Source organism: Pseudomonas sp. LBUM1669 (assembly GCF_059695705.1).
This window is the reverse complement of sequence record NZ_CP166784.1, coordinates 4,381,803-4,398,413: the sequence shown is the minus strand read 5'-3', so window position 1 is coordinate 4,398,413 and position 16,611 is coordinate 4,381,803. Positions and strand designations below refer to the sequence as shown.

Annotated in this window: 18 protein-coding genes; 6 read left to right on the top strand and 12 right to left on the bottom strand. The window is 61.5% G+C overall.

From position 1 onward, the window contains the following. Positions 1-90 precede the first annotated feature (90 nt). A complete protein-coding gene (locus ACA051_RS20350) occupies positions 91-903 on the top strand; it encodes an alpha/beta fold hydrolase (protein ID WP_497371645.1) in 813 nt (270 codons plus the stop codon). Between the two features lie 94 nt (positions 904-997). Here ACA051_RS20350 and dsbG read toward each other — a convergent pair whose 3' ends face one another. The 4 genes from dsbG to ACA051_RS20330 form a co-directional block, all read right to left on the bottom strand. After that, positions 998-1,768 carry a thiol:disulfide interchange protein DsbG gene (gene dsbG / locus ACA051_RS20345; protein WP_497304272.1) on the bottom strand — a complete coding sequence of 257 codons (771 nt, stop codon included), beginning with the start codon at positions 1,766-1,768 and terminating at the stop codon, positions 998-1,000. Beyond that, entirely contained in the window at positions 1,744-2,610 is an 867-nt protein-coding gene (locus tag ACA051_RS20340; RefSeq protein WP_497304270.1) for a TlpA family protein disulfide reductase, read from the bottom strand. Before ACA051_RS20340 ends, dsbG begins: the two co-directional genes overlap by 25 nt. Continuing rightward, complete coding sequence (dsbD, locus tag ACA051_RS20335) at positions 2,610-4,346, bottom strand: protein-disulfide reductase DsbD (RefSeq protein ID WP_497371643.1); 1,737 nt, start codon at positions 4,344-4,346, stop codon at positions 2,610-2,612. The genes ACA051_RS20340 and dsbD overlap by 1 nt, the downstream gene beginning before the upstream one ends. 82 nt (positions 4,347-4,428) lie before the next feature. Beyond that, the gene (locus tag ACA051_RS20330; protein WP_497304266.1) at positions 4,429-5,121 is read right to left on the bottom strand and encodes a hypothetical protein; all 693 of its coding nucleotides are present in this window, start codon (positions 5,119-5,121) and stop codon (positions 4,429-4,431) included. A 293-nt stretch (positions 5,122-5,414) separates the two neighbouring features. On the opposite strand from ACA051_RS20330, the gene ACA051_RS20325 reads away from it, so the two are divergent. From ACA051_RS20325 to ACA051_RS20305, 5 genes are all read left to right on the top strand, one after another. Continuing rightward, a complete protein-coding gene (locus ACA051_RS20325; RefSeq protein WP_497304264.1) occupies positions 5,415-6,098 on the top strand; it encodes a response regulator in 684 nt (227 codons plus the stop codon). Continuing rightward, entirely contained in the window at positions 6,095-7,420 is a 1,326-nt protein-coding gene (locus ACA051_RS20320) for an ATP-binding protein (RefSeq protein WP_497304262.1), read from the top strand. The genes ACA051_RS20325 and ACA051_RS20320 overlap by 4 nt, the downstream gene beginning before the upstream one ends. 218 nt (positions 7,421-7,638) lie before the next feature. Then, positions 7,639-8,124, top strand: coding sequence for a GNAT family N-acetyltransferase (locus ACA051_RS20315; RefSeq protein WP_497304260.1), 486 nt, complete (start codon positions 7,639-7,641; stop codon positions 8,122-8,124). 77 nt (positions 8,125-8,201) lie between these two features. Beyond that, positions 8,202-9,614, top strand: a complete 1,413-nt coding sequence (locus tag ACA051_RS20310) for an aspartate aminotransferase family protein (protein ID WP_497371641.1) — start codon at positions 8,202-8,204, stop codon at positions 9,612-9,614. 81 nt (positions 9,615-9,695) lie between these two features. Next, on the top strand, positions 9,696-9,923 hold the full coding sequence (locus tag ACA051_RS20305; protein WP_497304256.1) for an MbtH family protein: 228 nt from the start codon (positions 9,696-9,698) through the stop codon (positions 9,921-9,923). Positions 9,924-10,129: 206 nt separating this feature from the next. Here the strand turns inward: ACA051_RS20305 and ACA051_RS20300 are convergent, their stop codons facing one another. The 8 genes from ACA051_RS20300 to ACA051_RS20265 all read right to left on the bottom strand — a co-directional run bounded on the left by ACA051_RS20300 (position 10,130) and on the right by ACA051_RS20265 (position 16,387). Beyond that, positions 10,130-11,029: a metal ABC transporter substrate-binding protein gene (locus ACA051_RS20300; protein ID WP_497371639.1), complete on the bottom strand. Its 900-nt coding sequence runs from the start codon at positions 11,027-11,029 to the stop codon at positions 10,130-10,132. Further along, positions 11,030-11,929 (bottom strand): metal ABC transporter permease, encoded by a 900-nt coding sequence (locus ACA051_RS20295; protein ID WP_010461179.1) that lies wholly within the window; start codon positions 11,927-11,929, stop codon positions 11,030-11,032. Further along, complete coding sequence (locus tag ACA051_RS20290) at positions 11,929-12,687, bottom strand: metal ABC transporter ATP-binding protein (protein ID WP_497310634.1); 759 nt, start codon at positions 12,685-12,687, stop codon at positions 11,929-11,931. The genes ACA051_RS20295 and ACA051_RS20290 overlap by 1 nt, the downstream gene beginning before the upstream one ends. 116 nt (positions 12,688-12,803) lie before the next feature. Continuing rightward, entirely contained in the window at positions 12,804-13,730 is a 927-nt protein-coding gene (locus ACA051_RS20285) for a metal ABC transporter solute-binding protein, Zn/Mn family (protein ID WP_497371637.1), read from the bottom strand. A 35-nt stretch (positions 13,731-13,765) separates the two neighbouring features. Next, positions 13,766-14,338 carry a DUF6162 family protein gene (locus ACA051_RS20280; RefSeq protein WP_497371635.1) on the bottom strand — a complete coding sequence of 191 codons (573 nt, stop codon included), beginning with the start codon at positions 14,336-14,338 and terminating at the stop codon, positions 13,766-13,768. Then, a complete protein-coding gene (locus tag ACA051_RS20275) occupies positions 14,335-14,658 on the bottom strand; it encodes a hypothetical protein (protein ID WP_497304249.1) in 324 nt (107 codons plus the stop codon). Before ACA051_RS20275 ends, ACA051_RS20280 begins: the two co-directional genes overlap by 4 nt. Further along, entirely contained in the window at positions 14,655-15,197 is a 543-nt protein-coding gene (locus ACA051_RS20270) for a PA2404 family protein (RefSeq protein WP_403108476.1), read from the bottom strand. Before ACA051_RS20270 ends, ACA051_RS20275 begins: the two co-directional genes overlap by 4 nt. Beyond that, a complete protein-coding gene (locus ACA051_RS20265; RefSeq protein WP_497371633.1) occupies positions 15,194-16,387 on the bottom strand; it encodes a PepSY-associated TM helix domain-containing protein in 1,194 nt (397 codons plus the stop codon). Before ACA051_RS20265 ends, ACA051_RS20270 begins: the two co-directional genes overlap by 4 nt. Positions 16,388-16,611: the final 224 nt, after the last annotated feature.

Below are 16,611 nucleotides of genomic sequence, written 5' to 3'. Positions count from 1 at the left end.
TGCGCGAATTTGCGCGTTGACTGCCGCTTCGGACCGGCTCAGGCTGCCTCTGCTTTTTTTGTTGAATTCCCTTCACAAAGGAGACAGCTAATGCCCTTCGTAACAGTTGACGGACAAGCCCTTCACTACATCGATCAAGGCACCGGCCCGGCCGTATTGCTGGCCGGCAGCTACCTGTGGGACCAGGCCATGTGGGCGCCGCAGATGGCTGCGTTGTCGCAACACTATCGGGTCATTGCGCTGGACCTGTGGGGCCACGGCGAATCCGGTCCCCTTCCCGAAGGCACGCAATCGCTGGATGACATCGCACGCCAGGCCTTGGCGCTGCTCGATCATCTGGACGTTGATCGTGTCACGCTGGTCGGGCTGTCGGTCGGTGGCATGTGGGGCGCTCGACTGGCGTTGTCGGCACCGCAGCGGATCAACGGTCTGGTGCTGATGGACACTTACGTTGGCGTCGAGCCGGAACCGACTCGCCAGTACTATTTCTCGCTGTTCAAGCAGATCGAAGACACCGGCGTGATCGCGCCACAGCTGCTCGACATCGTGGTGCCGATCTTCTTCCGTCCGGTGATCGATCCGCAGTCGGCGCTGTATCAGGATTTTCGCGCGAAACTGGCGGCGTTGCCGTCCGAACGTCTGCGCGAAAGCATTGTACCGATGGGGCGGATTACGTTTGGTCGGGATGATCTGTTGCCGCGTCTGGGCGAGCTGAATCCTGACACCACGCTGGTGATGTGCGGCGATCAGGACAAACCGCGGCCGCCGTCGGAAACGAAGGAAATGGCCGGGTTGATTGGTTGCCCGTATGTGTTGGTGCCGGAGGCGGGGCATATCTCCAACCTGGAGAATCCGCAGTTTGTGACGGAGGTGTTGTTGGGGTTTTTAGCCGAGAGAAAGTAGTCGATCTTGCTGGCCCCTTCGCGAGCAAGCCCGCTCCCACATTGGAATGCAATCTCCTGTGGGAGCGGGCTTGCTCGCGAAGAGGCCAGTGAATTCACTTAGGCCCGAGAATCTTCACCAACTTGTCCGGCGAAGGCGCGCCTTGCTGTTGTTGCAGCTCGCCCTTGTCGTCCATGTAGAAAATCGCCGGGGTGGCCTGCAGTTCCAGGTCTTCCATCAGCTGCATGTTCGCCGCCAGTTTCGCCTGAATCGCCGGCGGCACGTCCTTCAGGGCTTTCAGTGAACTGCCCTTGCCGGATTTTTCGTGAACTTCCAGGGCCTTGCTCGGGTCCTTGGCGGCCAGCAGCGCGGCGGATTTGCCCGGGCTGTCTTCGCGAATGATGCCGACCATGATGTGCCGCAGCTGCACTTTGCCGGCATTGACCCACGGCCGTGCCTGTTCCCAGAACATGTTGCAGTAGGGGCAGTTCGGATCGCTGAACAGGTACACGATGCGAGGCGCATCTTTTTTGCCGTCGGCGATCCAGTTGCTGGCTTCCATCTTGCCCCAGACTTCCTTGGACATCGGCGCGTAGACCAGTTTCTGCAACGGCGCACTGCTCAGGTCATTGCCCTCGGCGTCGTACAGATTACCCAGCAGCACGTGCTTGCCATCCGGCGTCAGGTACAGCGCGATGCCGCGGTTCTGGTACTGGGCGGCGTAACCGCGCAGTCCGTCGGGTGCGTCGAACTGACCGACGATTTTCGCGCCCTTGGCTTCGATCTTCTTGATCGCTTCGGGCAATTCTTCGGCGGCCTGCACCGACGGCAGGTGCAGCAGCGCTGCGCCCAGGGTCAGCGTCAGCAGGTGGCGGAGGCGGGGCATGGCAGTTTCCTTGAAGAGGTGGCCGGTACGGCAGGAGAAGGGGTGTCGAAGTTTTCCAGGGCGCGGGCCAGGCTGGCATCCGAGAGTTCACCCAAATGGCTGCCCAGCAATCGACCGTCGGGGCTATAGAACAGCGTAGTCGGCAATGCCATGGAACCCACGGCCTGACCCAATCGACCGCTGCCGTCGAACAGCACGTTGGTCAGGCTCAGTCCCTGGGTCTCGAGGAAGGTGCTGACGCTTTGCATGCTTTCGGCCTGATTGACGAACAGGAAGGTCAGGTCCGGGCGCTGTTGCTGGGCGTTTTCCAGCACCGGCATTTCCCGGCGGCACGGCGGGCACCAGGTGGCCCAGAGATTGATGACCAGCGGCCCACCCTTGTAGTCCGCCAGTTGCACGGTTTCGCCGGCGGCATTGCGCAGGGCAATCTCCGGCAGGCGCGTGCCTTGTTCGTAAATACTCAGGGAGAAAGTCGCCAGCAGCCAGAACGCCAGACCGCTGGCCACGCCAAACCCCAGCGGGCGGCGCAAGCCCGGTCGACGCCAGCCGCGATACAGCGCGGCGAGCAGCAGCACGATCACCCCGGGCCAGGCGAGGAAACCGCCATCGCGCAGGTCGATGATCTGCCACGGATCGTTGCGATACTGTGCCCAGTAGGCGATCACGAAACCGACCCGTGCCGCCAGCATGCCCAGCAAAAACAGGCTGAACAGCGCCGACTCGGGGTTTTCGCCACCGCGTTTGGCCACCCGCCAGCCGACAAACGTCGCCAGCGCCAGGGCACTGATCAGCAGTAAATGGTTAAGCGCGATGGCAAAGGTGCCGAGGGTAAAGGTCAGCATTAACGGGCGTCTCGGGTGGTTGTCCAGCGTTGCAGGAAGGTGTCGGCATCGACCTCGCCGGTAATGCGCTGGCTGCGGCGCTCCTGGCCGTCTGCGCCGATCCACAGAAAACTCGGTGGCCCCGGCACTTTATAACGGCCGAGCAGTTCGCGGCTGGCGGCATTGTCGGCGGTGACGTCCAGCCGTAGCAAGCGCACATCGCTCAACGCGTCCATCACATGGGCTTTGCCGAAGACCTGTTTTTCCATGACCTTGCACGACACACACCAGTCGGCGTAGTAGTCCAGCAGCACCCATTGGCCCTGGGCCTGGGCGGCGTCCAGTTCCTGTTGCAGCGCTTGCGGACTGTTGATCGTGGTGAAGGCCTCATGGCCGGTCGGGCGAGCGGTATTACCGGAAGAGGCTGAGGCGCTGTAGACCTGCAACGGTTTGAGCAAATCATCACTGCCCCCGGCGGCGCCGATCATCAGCAGACCGCCCCACATCCCGAGCAACAGCGCACTGGCACCGAACAGATGGGCAACGCGACCGAAACCTTCCGACTGTTTCCAGGCACTGTAGGCGGCAATCAGCAGCAAGGCGCCGCACAAACCGATCCACAGCGATTGATCCAGCACCGGGCGCAGCATCAGCAGGGCGGTGGCGAGGAACAGGAAACCGAACACGCCTTTGAGCAGGTTCATCCAGGCGCCGGGTTTGGGCAGGAAGCGATTGCCCACGGTCACCAGCAACAGCAGCGGCACGCCGATGCCGATGCCCATGGCGAACAGAATCAGCCCGCCATGCAGCGCATTGCCGCTTTGCGCGATGTAGAGCAGGGCGCCGGCCAAGGGCGCGGTCATGCACGGTCCGACCAGCAGCCCCGACAAGGCTCCGAGTACACCGGCACCGATCAAACTGCCGCCACGCTGATTGCGCGACACATTTTCCAGCCGATCACGTACCGCCACCGGCAGTTGCAGCTCGAAGAAACCGAACATCGGCAACGCCAGCAGGACAAATATCGCCGCGAAGCTGCCCAGCAACCACGGATTCTGTAACAGCGCCTGAAGGTTCGCACCAAGCAGCGCAGCCAGCACGCCCATCGCCGCATACACCAGCGCCATGCTCACCACATAACTGGTCGCCAGGGCGAAGCCGCGTTTGGGCGTGGCCCCGCTGCCGACAATCAACCCGGCCAGAATCGGCAGCATCGGCAACGAGCAAGGCGTGAAGGCCAGCAACAGGCCCAGACCGAAGAACACCAGCAAACTCCAGCCCAGCGCCCGTTGTTGCAGGCCGCTGGCCAGGGCTTGATCCGGTGCCTCATTGGTTGCGCCCGCAACGTTGCCGCCCAGGTCCACGACCTGAGTCTGCGGCGGATAACACAGACCGGCATCGGCACAGCCCTGGAAGCCCACCTTGATCTGACCGGTAGCGCCCGCTGGAATCTTCAGCTCCAGGCCCTGGCGATAGACCTGTTGTTCGCCAAAGAACTCATCGCTGTGAGCTTCTCCGTCTGGTAATGCGGGCTTGTGTTCGGTGGGCAAGCCATCGAATTTCAGGCGTTGCTGGTACAAGTAATAACCATCGGCGATCTGCCAATAGAGTTGGGTTTCGCCGGATTCAAGGCGTTCGGATGTAAAGACGAACGCCTTTTCCACAGGGAGAAATTCGGGTTTGGTTTCGAACGGATTGTTCCCTGCCTGGGCCATACCCGAGATCAAGAGAACAAAAAACAAAAACAGTCGACGCATGGGTAAGCCTTATCCCTGTGCAAGTGAGGTGCACAATGGGAGGCGGCGATTAACCGATGATTAACCGCGCCTCCACGGGGACTCAGTCTCGGAACAGACCTGGCCAAGCCTCGTCATTCATACCGTGTGGCCCGGAATGCAGATAGTTTTGCTGGATGTTGTAGATGAGAAACTGGCCTCTGTTCAGAAAAATATAATAGAAACTGTCGGCAAACGTTCTATCGTTTTGTGCGGCTGTAACGATGCGGTGTTTAAAAGGCTCTAATCCCGGCATAGAGGTGGCGGTAATTTCTTCGTGGATCAATCGGTTTTTTAGATAGTCAAAAGAGAGGTAGTGTCCGTCGTTGAGAAGGAAACGAAACAGGTACTTTTTGCCGGCAAGTTGCCACCAAGTTCCCGCTACAATGCGGTCGAAGTAAGGGAGTATTGGTGCCCATATCGAATATTCAACGCGATAGTGGGCGACTGCCTTATCCTGATCCTGGTCGTATTTACAGACCATCGGGGTCTCGCCGTGGTAGTAAAACAACCAGGTGAAGTCGTCGGAGCCGTCACTGTTGTCCAAGTCTGTGGTGGTGAAGCCGAATCGCAGGTGCTTGGCGTATTGGTGAAAGCCGGGCCATGAGGTTTGTGTGATTTCTTTAGGGTAGTAGTCGGGGACTCGATGATCCCCCAGATCAAAGTTGGTGAAGGTGTTCGTGTCTTTAAAGAAAAAGTAAATGCGGTCTCTGCCGGCGCGCCAGTCGGTGGCGATGAAGTTGTTAAAGTTTGGCATGGGCTGATTCCTTTCAGTTGAGTGAGGACTCTTTATTATCGGATGGAGTTTTCATGGGTTTATCTGGTTAGTTGTTGTATTGCATGTTTTCTGCGGGGGTAAGATTATCGTGGTAAGCATTTTTATAATCAGTTTTTTTTAGAGTTGTTTGTTTCGCGATGCAACTAAGTTGTTCGGGCTGGCTCGTTTAATCAAAATGACAGAAAGCTGCACTGTTCGTCAGGCGCCGCGGTTGCCATAATTGCGCCTTAATCCTCAACTGCTTGAATCGCGTTTTTACTCATGGAGCGCCCATGCACGTACTGGTTTGTGAAGACGATGAGCTGATCGCCAGCGGCATAGTCGCCGGCCTTACGGCCCAAGGCCTGACGGTGGAGCACGTCGCCACGGCGTCGGCTGCCCGGGCGATGCTCAAGGTGGCTGAGTTCGACGTGATGGTGCTCGACCTCGGCCTCCCCGATGAAGACGGCCTGAAGTTGTTGCAGCAGTTGCGTCACAGTGGCCTGGAGATTCCGGTGCTGATCCTCACCGCCCGGGATTCGGTCACCGACCGCGTCGACGGCTTGCAGGCCGGCGCCGACGACTACCTGCTCAAGCCGTTCGACCTGCGTGAACTCGCCGCGCGCCTGCACACCTTGTTGCGACGCGTGGCGGGGCGCAGTATCAACCTGATCGAACACGGCCGTCTGACCTACGACCCGAGCAGTCGCGAAACCATGCTCGGCGGTCAGTCCGTCGACCTTTCGCGGCGTGAACAGTCGCTGTTGCAGGCCTTGTTGCATAACCGGGGTAGGGTGCTGTCCACCGAGCAGTTGAAGGACAGCGTTTATGGTTTTAACGATGAGCTGGAAAGCAACGCGCTCAATGTGCATATCCATCACCTGCGGCGCAAACTCGGCAATGGCATTGTCGAGACCGTGCGCGGCCTGGGTTATCGCCTGGGGCCGGCCGATGGTGGAGAGGAAATGAAAAAGTGATGAGCCTGCGTTTGCGCCTGAGCCTGACGCTCGGCGCCGCTTTTGCGCTGATCTGGGCCCTGGCGGCGGCCTGGATGCTCAGCGACCTGCGCAACCAAATGATGTTTTCCCTCGACCAGCGGCTGGTGGCGTCGGCGCGCATGGTCGCCGGCCTGATGGAACAATTGCCCGCGTTGCCGAGCAAGGGCGAGGGCACCCATTTCAGCGCTGAACAGCTTAATATTCCTGGTGGCATGGCCTGCCAGGTCAGCTCGTTGCGCGGCGAAATCCTCGCCCGCAGTCACACCGACCCGCAACAAACCCTCGAAGCCGAGAAAATGGGCTTCCACGATCAGATGATCGACGGCGCGCCGTGGCGCAGCTTCACCCTGGCTCGCGGTGATCTGCGCATTACCACGGCGGATCGGCAGATCGAGCGCGAGGCGCTGAACATGTCGATCCTGCTGGCGGCTTCGGTGCCGGTGGGCGTGGCGTTGCTTGGCTGCCTGTGCCTGTTGTGGCTGGGGATTGGCCAAGGGCTCGCGCCGCTGAACCGGATGCGTGATGCCTTGATGCGCCGCAGCGCCGATTCGCTCGAACCCTTGCAGATCCAGCCGTTACCCAGCGAACTGCAACCCTTGCTGGATACCCAGAATCAGCTGTTCCAGCGCATCGGCAAGACCATCGAGCGCGAACGCCGCCTGACCGGCGATGCGGCCCACGAATTACGCAGCCCCCTGACGGCGATCAAAACTCATCTGCAAGTGGCGCGCATGACTGACGGCGCGGCCCGGGATCAATCCCTGGCCCGGGCCGAAGAGGGCGCCGACCGCATGCACCGCACGCTGGAGCAATTGCTGTTGTTGGCGCGGGTCGAGGGCAGTCTGTCGTTCGATGACGGGGTGCAATGCAGCGCCGAGCAGGTGGCGAAACTGGCGATTCAGGATGCGGCCAGCGGTGATCGTCGGCGGATCAAGCTGCACATGCCGGCGAAGTTCTCCGATGCCCCGGTGCAGATGCCCGCGGTGCTATCGATCGCCGCATTGCGCAACCTGCTGGACAACGCCCTGCGCCATACACCGGGCGACGGATCGGTCGAACTGAGCCTGGAAACCACCGGCAGTCGTGCGCGCTTTCTGGTCCGCGACCACGGACCGGGCATTGCCGAAGACGATCTGCAACATCTGACCCAACGCTTCTGGCGCAACGGCCAGAGCACCGGCTGCGGATTGGGCCTGGCGATTGTCCAGGCGATTGTCCAACGATGCGGCTGCACCCTGCAGTTCGACAGTCGGCCGGATGGGTTGCGGGTTGAACTGACCATGCCGCTCCAATCCCTCTAACCAACACCGCAACTTCTCCTGTGGGAGCGTGCCTGCTCGCGATGAGGTCATAACATCCAACATCCATGTTGATTGTTACACCGCCATCGTGAGCAGGCTCACTCCCATAGGGGAGGCTGTGTTGCACATCAAATGTAACTTCTCTCCATTAGTCACCGACTCGCCACCGGCGCTATCGTCCCCGGCAGCTTTTCTCAATGGATTGAGGTCACCGCGCCATGGATGCATCTATTCACATCTGCAAGGCAACCCCCGCCGACGCCGGCATCATCAGCCGGATTGTCGAGCGCTCCATCCGCTTCGGCTGCGCGCTCGACCACCGCAACGACCCGCGAACCGTTGCCACCTGGACCCACAACAAAACCATCGAACACGTGCAACCCTGGCTGACCGACCAACGGTTGTACCTGAACATTGCCCTGTTGCAGGACAAACCGGTCGGTGTCGCCATGGCGGCGATCAGTGGCAAGGTCGCGTTCTGCTACGTGCAGCCGGAATGGTTTCGTCGCGGTGCCGGAGAGGCGCTGGTTCACGACCTCGAAGGCTGGTTGATCGACCAGGGGCTGGCTCAGGCACGACTCAACAGCACCCGCACCAGCGAGGCTTTTTACCGTCACTTGGGGTACCGGCCCTGCGCCGAAATCTTCACCGTGGCCGGGCTCCACGCCATTCCCATGCACAAGGCACTGACACCGCCGTCATAGAAAGCTGATCGAGGGTCTAAATCCTCGGCGCCCTGATGCGTTTCCAGAACAGGAAAACCTTATTGAGGGGTCGAGAGATGTCAGTCGCTACCAGCCTTATGGAAGATCAGTCGGCCCGGATCACTCCGGCGCCGGCCGAGACGCTGTATCAGTTCAACGAGTCGCCGCTGCTGGCCCGTCAAAACCAGCAGGAATCGAATGCCCGCAGCTACCCGCGGCGCATTCCCCTGGCGCTCAAACGCGCCAAGGGCATTTATGTCGAAGACGTCGAAGGCCGCCGTTTCATCGACTGCCTGGCCGGTGCCGGGACATTGGCCCTGGGGCATAACCATGCGGTGGTGATCGAAGCGATCCAGCAAGTGCTGACCGATGAGTTGCCGCTGCACACCCTCGACCTGACCACGCCGGTCAAGGATCAGTTCGTCCAGGACCTGTTCGGGTTGTTGCCGCCGGCTTTGGCTGCTGAAGCCAAGATCCAGTTCTGCGGCCCGACCGGCACCGACGCGGTGGAAGCCGCGCTGAAACTGGTGCGCACCGCCACCGGACGCAGCACCGTGTTGTCGTTCCAGGGCGGCTATCACGGCATGAGCCAGGGCGCGTTGAGCCTAATGGGCAGCCTGGGGCCGAAAAAGCCGCTGGGCGCATTGCTTAGCAATGGCGTGCAGTTCATGCCGTATCCCTACGACTACCGCTGCCCGTTCGGCCTCGGCGGTGCGCAAGGGGTGAAGGTCAACCTGAGCTACCTGGAAAACCTGCTCAATGATCCGGAGGCCGGCGTGCAATTGCCGGCGGCGGTGATCGTCGAAGCGGTGCAAGGCGAGGGCGGGGTGATCCCGGCCGATCTCGATTGGTTGCGCGGCCTGCGACGCATCACCGAACAGGCCGGCGTGGCGCTGATCGTCGATGAAATCCAGAGCGGTTTCGCCCGCACCGGCAAAATGTTCGCCTTCGAGCATGCCGGGATCATTCCGGACGTGGTGGTGATGTCCAAAGCCATCGGCGGCAGCCTGCCGCTGGCGGTGGTGGTCTACCGCGACTGGCTCGACACCTGGCTGCCGGGCGCCCATGCCGGGACCTTCCGCGGTAATCAGATGGCCATGGCGGCGGGTTCCGCGGTGATGCGTTACCTGACCGAACACAAGGTCTGCGAGCACGCTGCCGCGATGGGCGAACGCCTGAGCGAACACCTGCGCATCCTGCAGCGGGACTTCCCGCAACTGGGTGACATTCGCGGGCGCGGCTTGATGCTCGGCGTTGAACTGGTCGATCCGACGGGCACGCCCGATGCACTGGGTCATCCGCCGATCTTCGGTCGCCTGGCGCCCTTGGTGCAGCGTGAATGCCTCAAGCGCGGACTGATTCTTGAGCTGGGCGGGCGTCACGGCGGCGTGGTGCGTTTCCTGCCGCCGCTGGTGATTACTGCCGCGGAAATCGATCGGGTGGCCGAGATTTTCGGCCGGGCCATGGCCGCGGCCACCGCCAGCCTCTAAATTTTTCGCGCCGCGCAACGTTCCTTCTACATACCGGCTGCGCACGCAGTGCAGCCCACCCAACAGCGATGGAGACACAGCATGACGTCAGTATTCGACCGCGAGGACATCCTCTTTCAGGTCGTGGTCAACCACGAAGAGCAATACTCGATCTGGCCCGACTACAAAACCGTGCCTGCCGGCTGGCGCACCGTGGGCAAGAGCGGCCTGAAAAAGGAATGCCTGGCCTACATCGAAGAAACCTGGACTGACATGCGTCCGTTGAGCTTGCGTCAGAAGATGGACGAGCAGGCGGCTGTGGCTAATTAAGGCACGACGCAAAAAGAAGCCCGCTGGACTGGTGACAGTCAGCGGGCTTTTTCATGTCTGGAATGTGTGTCGCCTGTCAGGCCGCTTTCGCGAGCAGGCTCGCTCCCACACTTGACCGAGTTGTCCGGGCGGACACGGTCAAATGTGGGAGCCAGCCGGCTCCGGGCGGCGTTCCGACGATGAACGATAACGCGGTCCAACTGACGTTAAGCCCCGCTCAACCCCTTGATCAGCAAATCCACATTCCCTTCCAGCTCAGCCACCGGATCCGCCGCGTCCACGCTCAACACCACCAACCGACTGCCTGCCTCTGCGATCACCGCTTTCACCGCCTCCGACGGCTGGCGATGATGCAACACCACCGCCACGTCATTGTCCTTCAGCGTCGCGCCCAATTGCTTGAGTGCTTCAGGTGTCCACTCTGCGTCCGGGCGTGCATCGAGGCCGATCAGTTCCAGATTCAGCCCGCCGATCAAATAGCCAAAGTGATCGCTCAGGCTCATCACGCTGAGGTTGTCGGTACTGGCCAACCGCGCTTCGCTGTCCGCGCTGAGCTTGAGCAAGCGCTGTTTCAACGCCGCCAGGTTAGCCTCGATCGCAGGCTTCGCCTCGGGCGCCAGACGCACCAGGTCTGCTGCCATCACATCCGCCATCCGCCCCATGTTGTTACTGGAAAACCACGGCTGGCTGTTCAACCCGTCGACCTTGTTGCCAGGCTGCACGGCGATGCCGGGCAGGGCGCCGTCCACCGGACGGGCGGCATCGACTTCGATGATACGGATGTTGCTGCGCCGGGCAATCGGGTACAGCGGATCGTCCGCCCACAATGAGCGCAGACCAATCACCGCATCGGCGTCGGTCGCCAGTTTGGCCAGCGCCGGAGCGCCACGACCAGTGAAGTACGCAGTCTGCCGGCTGTCCGGCAGGTTCGCCGGCGCTGCCCGCTCAAGGGTGACGTCGGTGCCCTTGAGCAGGACTTCGCCCAGCCCGTAAGTGATCGGCAAGGACGCCAGCACGCGCAGGGGTTTTGGGTCCGCCGCAAAGCTTGTGTTGACCAGCCCGCAAAGGGCGACAGCCAGGGTCAATTGACGCAGAGAAAAAGACATTTATCCGATATTCCCTTTCAGGCTTGGAACAACGCCACGCGCGATGGCGGCGAGAGCGAAGGCGATACCGGCGACCAGAATGATCGCGGCACCGGACGGAATGGGCAGGTCAAAGACGATTGGCGCGAGAATCCCGCACAGCGTGCTGACCGTGGCGATCAGCACCGAGCACCAGAAGAAGCCCTTCAGCGACTGGCTGAGCAAGCGTGCCGCCGCGGCCGGAATCACCAGCAGAGCACCGACCAGAATCGCGCCGATGACTTTTACTGCGGCCACGGTGATCAGGGTCACCAGAATCACAAACAGATAGTCCAGCGTCTTCACTGCCACGCCACGGACCGCCGCCAGTTGCGGATTGAAACTGGCCAACATGATGCGGTTGTACAGGGGCAAGGCCAGCGCCATAACCAGCGAGCCGACGATGGCCAGCACCAGCAGATCGTTACCGTTGACCGTCAGCACCGAACCGAACAGCACGTTTTCGAGGATGTGCACGTTGATCTTGCCCGCCAGAATCAGCAGCAGGCTCGCACCCAGGGCCAACGACACCGAGAGAAACACGCCGATCAATGTATCCGGTGCCAGGCCCGTGCGGTTGCGCAGGTAGTTGAGCAGAATGCCGAACAGCAGGCAGTAACCGAACAGGCTGCCGTAAGGCCCGGTGTAAGGTTCACCGAGCAGGATGCCGACGGCCACGCCGGTCAATGCCGCGTGACCCACCGCTTCGGAGAAAAACGCGAAGCGCTTGACCACCACCAGCGTGCCCAGACCGCCCAGCACCGGGCCGATCAGCAAGCCGGCGAGCAGGGCGTTGACCACAAAGCCGTAGGCCAGCGCTTCAGGCAGGTAACCCGAAGACGCCCAGCCCTGGACCATCAAGCGAAAGGCTTCATAACTCATCAGGCAGCGCTCCGTGGATGGGTCGAGAATAGGGTCAGCAGGCGTTCCGGGGTCAGCGCCTGTTTCGGCGCGGCATCGAACAGCACCCGGCGATTGAGCCCGGTGACGCGGTCGGCCAGACGCCCGACGGCTTCCAGATCATGCTCGATCCACAACACGGTGATGCCGCTCTGGCGCCAGTCGCCGAGCAGTCGTTCGAACACCTGGATACCGGCCTCATCGAGGGCCGACATCGGCTCGTCGAGCACCAGCAACTGCGGCGCCGGGATCAACCCCTGAGCGAGCAACACGCGCTGACGCTCACCACCGGACAACGCGCCCATGCGCCGCTTGCGCTTGTCCTGCATGCCGACCCGTTCCAGTGCTTCACCAATCGCGGCGGCGTAATGCTTGCTCAAACCGAGGAACGCCGGACGGCGCTGACACATCGCGGCCATGAAATCGTCGACGGTCATGGGCAAGCCGCGATCGAACTCCAGCGCCTGAGGCACATAACCGATGGTCCCGGGTGTGCCCGGCCATTGCAGACTCAAACGGCCCTGATGTGGCATTTGCCCGAGCAGGGTCTTGATCAACGAACTTTTGCCGCCCCCGTTGGGGCCCACCAGCGCATGTATGCTGCCGGGCTGGACCTGGAAGGTCACGTTGTCGAGGATCGTCGTGCGCCCCAGCGTCAAACAGACCTGCGCAAAATCCAAGGTTGGACCCGAAACCTGTGGGAGCGAGCCTGCTCGCGATTGCGGTGGGTCAGTCAACATTGATGTCGACTGACTGGACGCCTTCGCGAGCAGGTCGGAACGCCGCACCGTCGCTCCCACAGGGGATTCGGTTTCAGTTGGGCCTGGGACTTGTGCACTGATGGTTTCTTTAGCCGTCATTTCCCCGACTCCTGAATAGCCCGAACCACGGTGTTGAGGTTGCCGGTCATTTCCTTTTCGTACTTCTCGGCGGTGTATTCGCCATAGGAAATGTGCGACAGCGGGTACAGCTTCACCCCGGATTCACGCTGAATGGTGTCGACGTAGCTGGACGGGAAATCCATCTCCGAGAAGATCACCTTCACGTCCAGTTCCCGCAGTTGATCGATGGTCTTTTTCAACTGGCTCGGACTCGGCTCGATGCCGTGGGCCGGTTCGACCACGGCGGTCACTTCCAGGCCGAATTCACGCAGCAGATAGTCATACGCCGCATGCACCGTCGCCACCCGCAGTTCGGCGTTCGGCGCCTGAGTCAGTTTCGCCAGGGCATCGGCGCGCATCTGCCGCAGGCGCTTGCCGTAAGCGCGGGCGTTCTGGGTGTAGGTCTTGGCATTGGCCGGGTCGAGCTTGCCCAGTTCCCGGGCGATGTTGTTGACCTGGGCAATGGAGGCGCTGATCGACAGGAACGTGTGCGGATTGACGACCTTGCCGGCTCCGCGGGCGGCGGTGCCGGTAGCCGCCAGCAGCGGCACGTTTTCGTTGGCTTCGATCACCGGGACGTTCGGCGTTTCGCTGGCGGCGATCATGCGGTCGGCGAAGTCGTCATGACCGACGCCATTGAGCACGACCACGTCGAGCCCGCTGATGCGCTTGATGTCTTCGGCGCGCGGCTCGTAGGCATGCGGGTTGAACCCGGCCGGAATCAGCGGCACCACCTCGGCCTTGTCACCGACGATGTTGGCCACGTAGCTGTAATAAGGGTGCAGGGTGATGCCGATGCTCAGGCGTTTGGCGTCTTCGGCGCTGGCCAGTGGCGTCAGCAATAAGGCAAGCAGGCCGGCCAGCAGCGGGCGCAGGAAGGAGCGTTGAGATGAAATAGGCATGGGAAAGCGGTCTTCTCTCGGGTGAAGGCGAGGGTTCAGTGCCGGTGCTGGCGGGTCACGCCGGCATCGAATTGCGCGACGATCTGCTGCCAGCCGGCGCTTTCGAGCGCGGCGTCAGTGAGATCGGTCGGGGCCGCGAGGGCGTTGCTGCGGTTGAGCCAGACGTCAGGCGCATCATCGTCAGCGGTCAAACGCATCAGAAACGACCCAGCCACGGCGGGCGTCTGGCTCTGACCGAAGTAAGCCTTGGCGTCGAGCAACTGCCAGGCATGGCCGCCCCGACTGACGGAACTGGCGTCCTGGGCAAACGGTGCAAAGCCTTCATCGGCAAGCGTTGCGGGAGTCGGCAGCGCTTGTTGTTCCTGGCGCAGCAGGTGGATCTCGTCCAGAGTCACCCGCAGGTCGGCGTAGATGCCTTGCTCGGACGCGCTCAGGTCGCGGCGGGCATCCAGTTGATGGCTGCCTACGCTGCTGACTTCCTGAGACTCATGGCGCCAGGCGACCACCGAGCCGGCCACCGCCAGGATCATCAGGCACAACAGCAACACGTACAGGGTTTCATGGCCGGCACCGGCCGGGCGGACGACGTGCGTGGTTGGCGTACTCATGGGGCTTCGATGTCCGCTTGGTCGATCTCGACGACGTGGCCGGGGCCTGCGTCGAACAGCACGTAGAATTCGGCGCCGGGCTTCTTGAAAGTCAGGGTCGAATCGGCGCCGAGCTTGCCCGGCACGAGGATGGTTTCGTCGTAGCCGATCACATCCAGCGTCACGCCCGGTGCGCCACTGCCGTCGGAGAAACCGCCCGTGCACTGGATGTGTTCGGTATCGATGGCTTTGCATTCGCACATCGGGTTGTGGGCCAGGGCGCTGGCGCTGAAACCGGCGCAGAGCACCAGTAAAGCCGCGTTTAGAGAACGTAGCGTCATGGTTTGCCTCCTTGTTTGTTCAGCCACGCGAGGGTGGCGGGGGATGCCTGGCTCAGGGGGATCGACGCTTGGTGCATCGCGCCGTCCCAGCCTTCCATGGTGATCCACAGTTCGGCGTCGGCTTTGGTCTTGTCGGGGATCGGCAGCATGGCGCCCATGCGGTACGGCGTGCCGAAGAAAATCACCCCGGCGGCGCGTAGGCTGCGGGGTTTGCCGATGCGCAGGTACGTCGCCTTGACCTGATCGCGGCAGCTGTCGCACAGCGCCGCATTGAAGCTCTTCATGTGGCCGGCCGGGCCATCGAGGGTCGGGGCTTCGTTGCGCAACTCGGCGAGGCGCAGGCTCCAGGGCCCGACCTGCACTTCACCGATTTCCCGCTCACCCAGGCCGGTGTCGCCACGAAACAGCGCCGCATCGGCAAAATATTTGGGCATGAACCCCAGCGGCACCAGCAACAGCAGAACGTTGATGTGGAAACGCCATTTGTGCCAGAAGCGGCTGAGTTTCGAAGCGGGTTTTTCAGCGGCGAACAGGCTCATTGGCTGACCCCCGCGGTTTCGCGGCTTTCGACGGCAACGGTGCGCGGACGCTTGTCTTTGCGCTTGAGGGCGTTGGCCGTGGCCAGGGCGGTGCGCTTGGTCCAGATCAGCAGGCCGCTGAGCACCATCATGCTCAGGATCAAACCGAAGAAGAACCAGATCAGCTTGATCCAGATGCCGCCGAAATCACCGGTGTGCAGCGGCCGCATGGATTCGGTCACCAGCTCCAGGCCGGAACGGTCCGACAGCAGGCGGGTGGCGGCGATATCGCCGGTGTACGGGTTGATCTCGGCGGTCTGGAACATCAACGGATACCAACTGCGACCGCCCACCGTGAGGTAGCTGTAGGCATTGGCGGGCATACTGACGAAGCTGTCTTCCAGACCCGGAATGCGTTCCTTGGCCTGGGCAATCGCGGCTTCCAGGCTGATCATCGGCGCTGGCGAACCATCGCTGCTCACCGGCACGCTCTCACGCGGGACCACAAGTGCCACGGGGGCGGTGGAAATCGACACCTGGTTATCGAACATGAATGCCTGAATCAGGAACCAGGTGCTAGTGATGGAAATCACCGCGATGAACCAGATCGACCATATGCCGCTGAGGCGGTGAAAGTCGCCCCAGAAAATTCGTGCGCCATGACGGATGCGCAATGTCGGTCGGAAAAAGCCTTTCCAGAAACGCTTGTAGACCACCAGCCCGGTCACCAGGGACGCCAGCAAAGGCAGACTCAGGAACGACACCAGGTACCAGCCCCAGCTGTAACCGTTGGTGAACGGCACCAGCCACCAGCCGTGCAATGCACGGGTGAAGGCCTGGAAATTGAATTGCGGGGCAGTGCCCTGAATCACGCCGCTGTACGGGTTGACGTAAACCTTCACCGAGCGCCCGTCGGGGTAGCTGACATCGACATCGAGCGCGAAGTGCGACTCGTCGGGCCGGCTGATGCCCTCGACCAGGGTGTTCGGTTCCGCCTTCTTGATGGCGGCGATGATCTGGTCATAACTGAGCAGCGGTGCATCGTCCGCAGGCTGACTGGCGCGCATCTGCGGGTTGGCCAGCCAGACGATTTCCTGACTGACCACCGCCAGCGTGCCGGTGACACAGACGATCAGCACGAAAAACCAGATCGGCAAGGCCAGCCAGCTATGGACCAGAAACCAGAGTTTGGAGCGGGATTTCTTCGACATGATTAAAGGTCTTGTATCGATGGGAGGGCCTCTGCTGCGGGCTTCCCAGCGATGAGGTCCATGAAAGGCCGGCCCGTGGCTTTTGCCTACGCGGACTGACTGCATCTCTATAGGACGGATGAGGAACGGAAATCCCGAACAGTGATGTGAAAGTAAATGTTTCGCGTTCCAGCCAACACGCATAACCCCTGTGGGAGTGAGGCTGCTCGCGATAGCGATGTGTC

Coding starts and splice junctions, on each gene's coding strand:
- ACA051_RS20350 (WP_497371645.1), top strand. CDS start 91: ATGCCCTTCGTAACAGTTGACGGACAAGCCCTTCACTACATCGATCAA.
- dsbG (WP_497304272.1), bottom strand. CDS start 1,768: ATGCCCCGCCTCCGCCACCTGCTGACGCTGACCCTGGGCGCAGCGCTG.
- ACA051_RS20340 (WP_497304270.1), bottom strand. CDS start 2,610: ATGCTGACCTTTACCCTCGGCACCTTTGCCATCGCGCTTAACCATTTA.
- dsbD (WP_497371643.1), bottom strand. CDS start 4,346: ATGCGTCGACTGTTTTTGTTTTTTGTTCTCTTGATCTCGGGTATGGCC.
- ACA051_RS20330 (WP_497304266.1), bottom strand. CDS start 5,121: ATGCCAAACTTTAACAACTTCATCGCCACCGACTGGCGCGCCGGCAGA.
- ACA051_RS20325 (WP_497304264.1), top strand. CDS start 5,415: ATGCACGTACTGGTTTGTGAAGACGATGAGCTGATCGCCAGCGGCATA.
- ACA051_RS20315 (WP_497304260.1), top strand. CDS start 7,639: ATGGATGCATCTATTCACATCTGCAAGGCAACCCCCGCCGACGCCGGC.
- ACA051_RS20310 (WP_497371641.1), top strand. CDS start 8,202: ATGTCAGTCGCTACCAGCCTTATGGAAGATCAGTCGGCCCGGATCACT.
- ACA051_RS20305 (WP_497304256.1), top strand. CDS start 9,696: ATGACGTCAGTATTCGACCGCGAGGACATCCTCTTTCAGGTCGTGGTC.
- ACA051_RS20300 (WP_497371639.1), bottom strand. CDS start 11,029: ATGTCTTTTTCTCTGCGTCAATTGACCCTGGCTGTCGCCCTTTGCGGG.
- ACA051_RS20295 (WP_010461179.1), bottom strand. CDS start 11,929: ATGAGTTATGAAGCCTTTCGCTTGATGGTCCAGGGCTGGGCGTCTTCG.
- ACA051_RS20290 (WP_497310634.1), bottom strand. CDS start 12,687: ATGTTGACTGACCCACCGCAATCGCGAGCAGGCTCGCTCCCACAGGTT.
- ACA051_RS20285 (WP_497371637.1), bottom strand. CDS start 13,730: ATGCCTATTTCATCTCAACGCTCCTTCCTGCGCCCGCTGCTGGCCGGC.
- ACA051_RS20280 (WP_497371635.1), bottom strand. CDS start 14,338: ATGAGTACGCCAACCACGCACGTCGTCCGCCCGGCCGGTGCCGGCCAT.
- ACA051_RS20275 (WP_497304249.1), bottom strand. CDS start 14,658: ATGACGCTACGTTCTCTAAACGCGGCTTTACTGGTGCTCTGCGCCGGT.
- ACA051_RS20270 (WP_403108476.1), bottom strand. CDS start 15,197: ATGAGCCTGTTCGCCGCTGAAAAACCCGCTTCGAAACTCAGCCGCTTC.
- ACA051_RS20265 (WP_497371633.1), bottom strand. CDS start 16,387: ATGTCGAAGAAATCCCGCTCCAAACTCTGGTTTCTGGTCCATAGCTGG.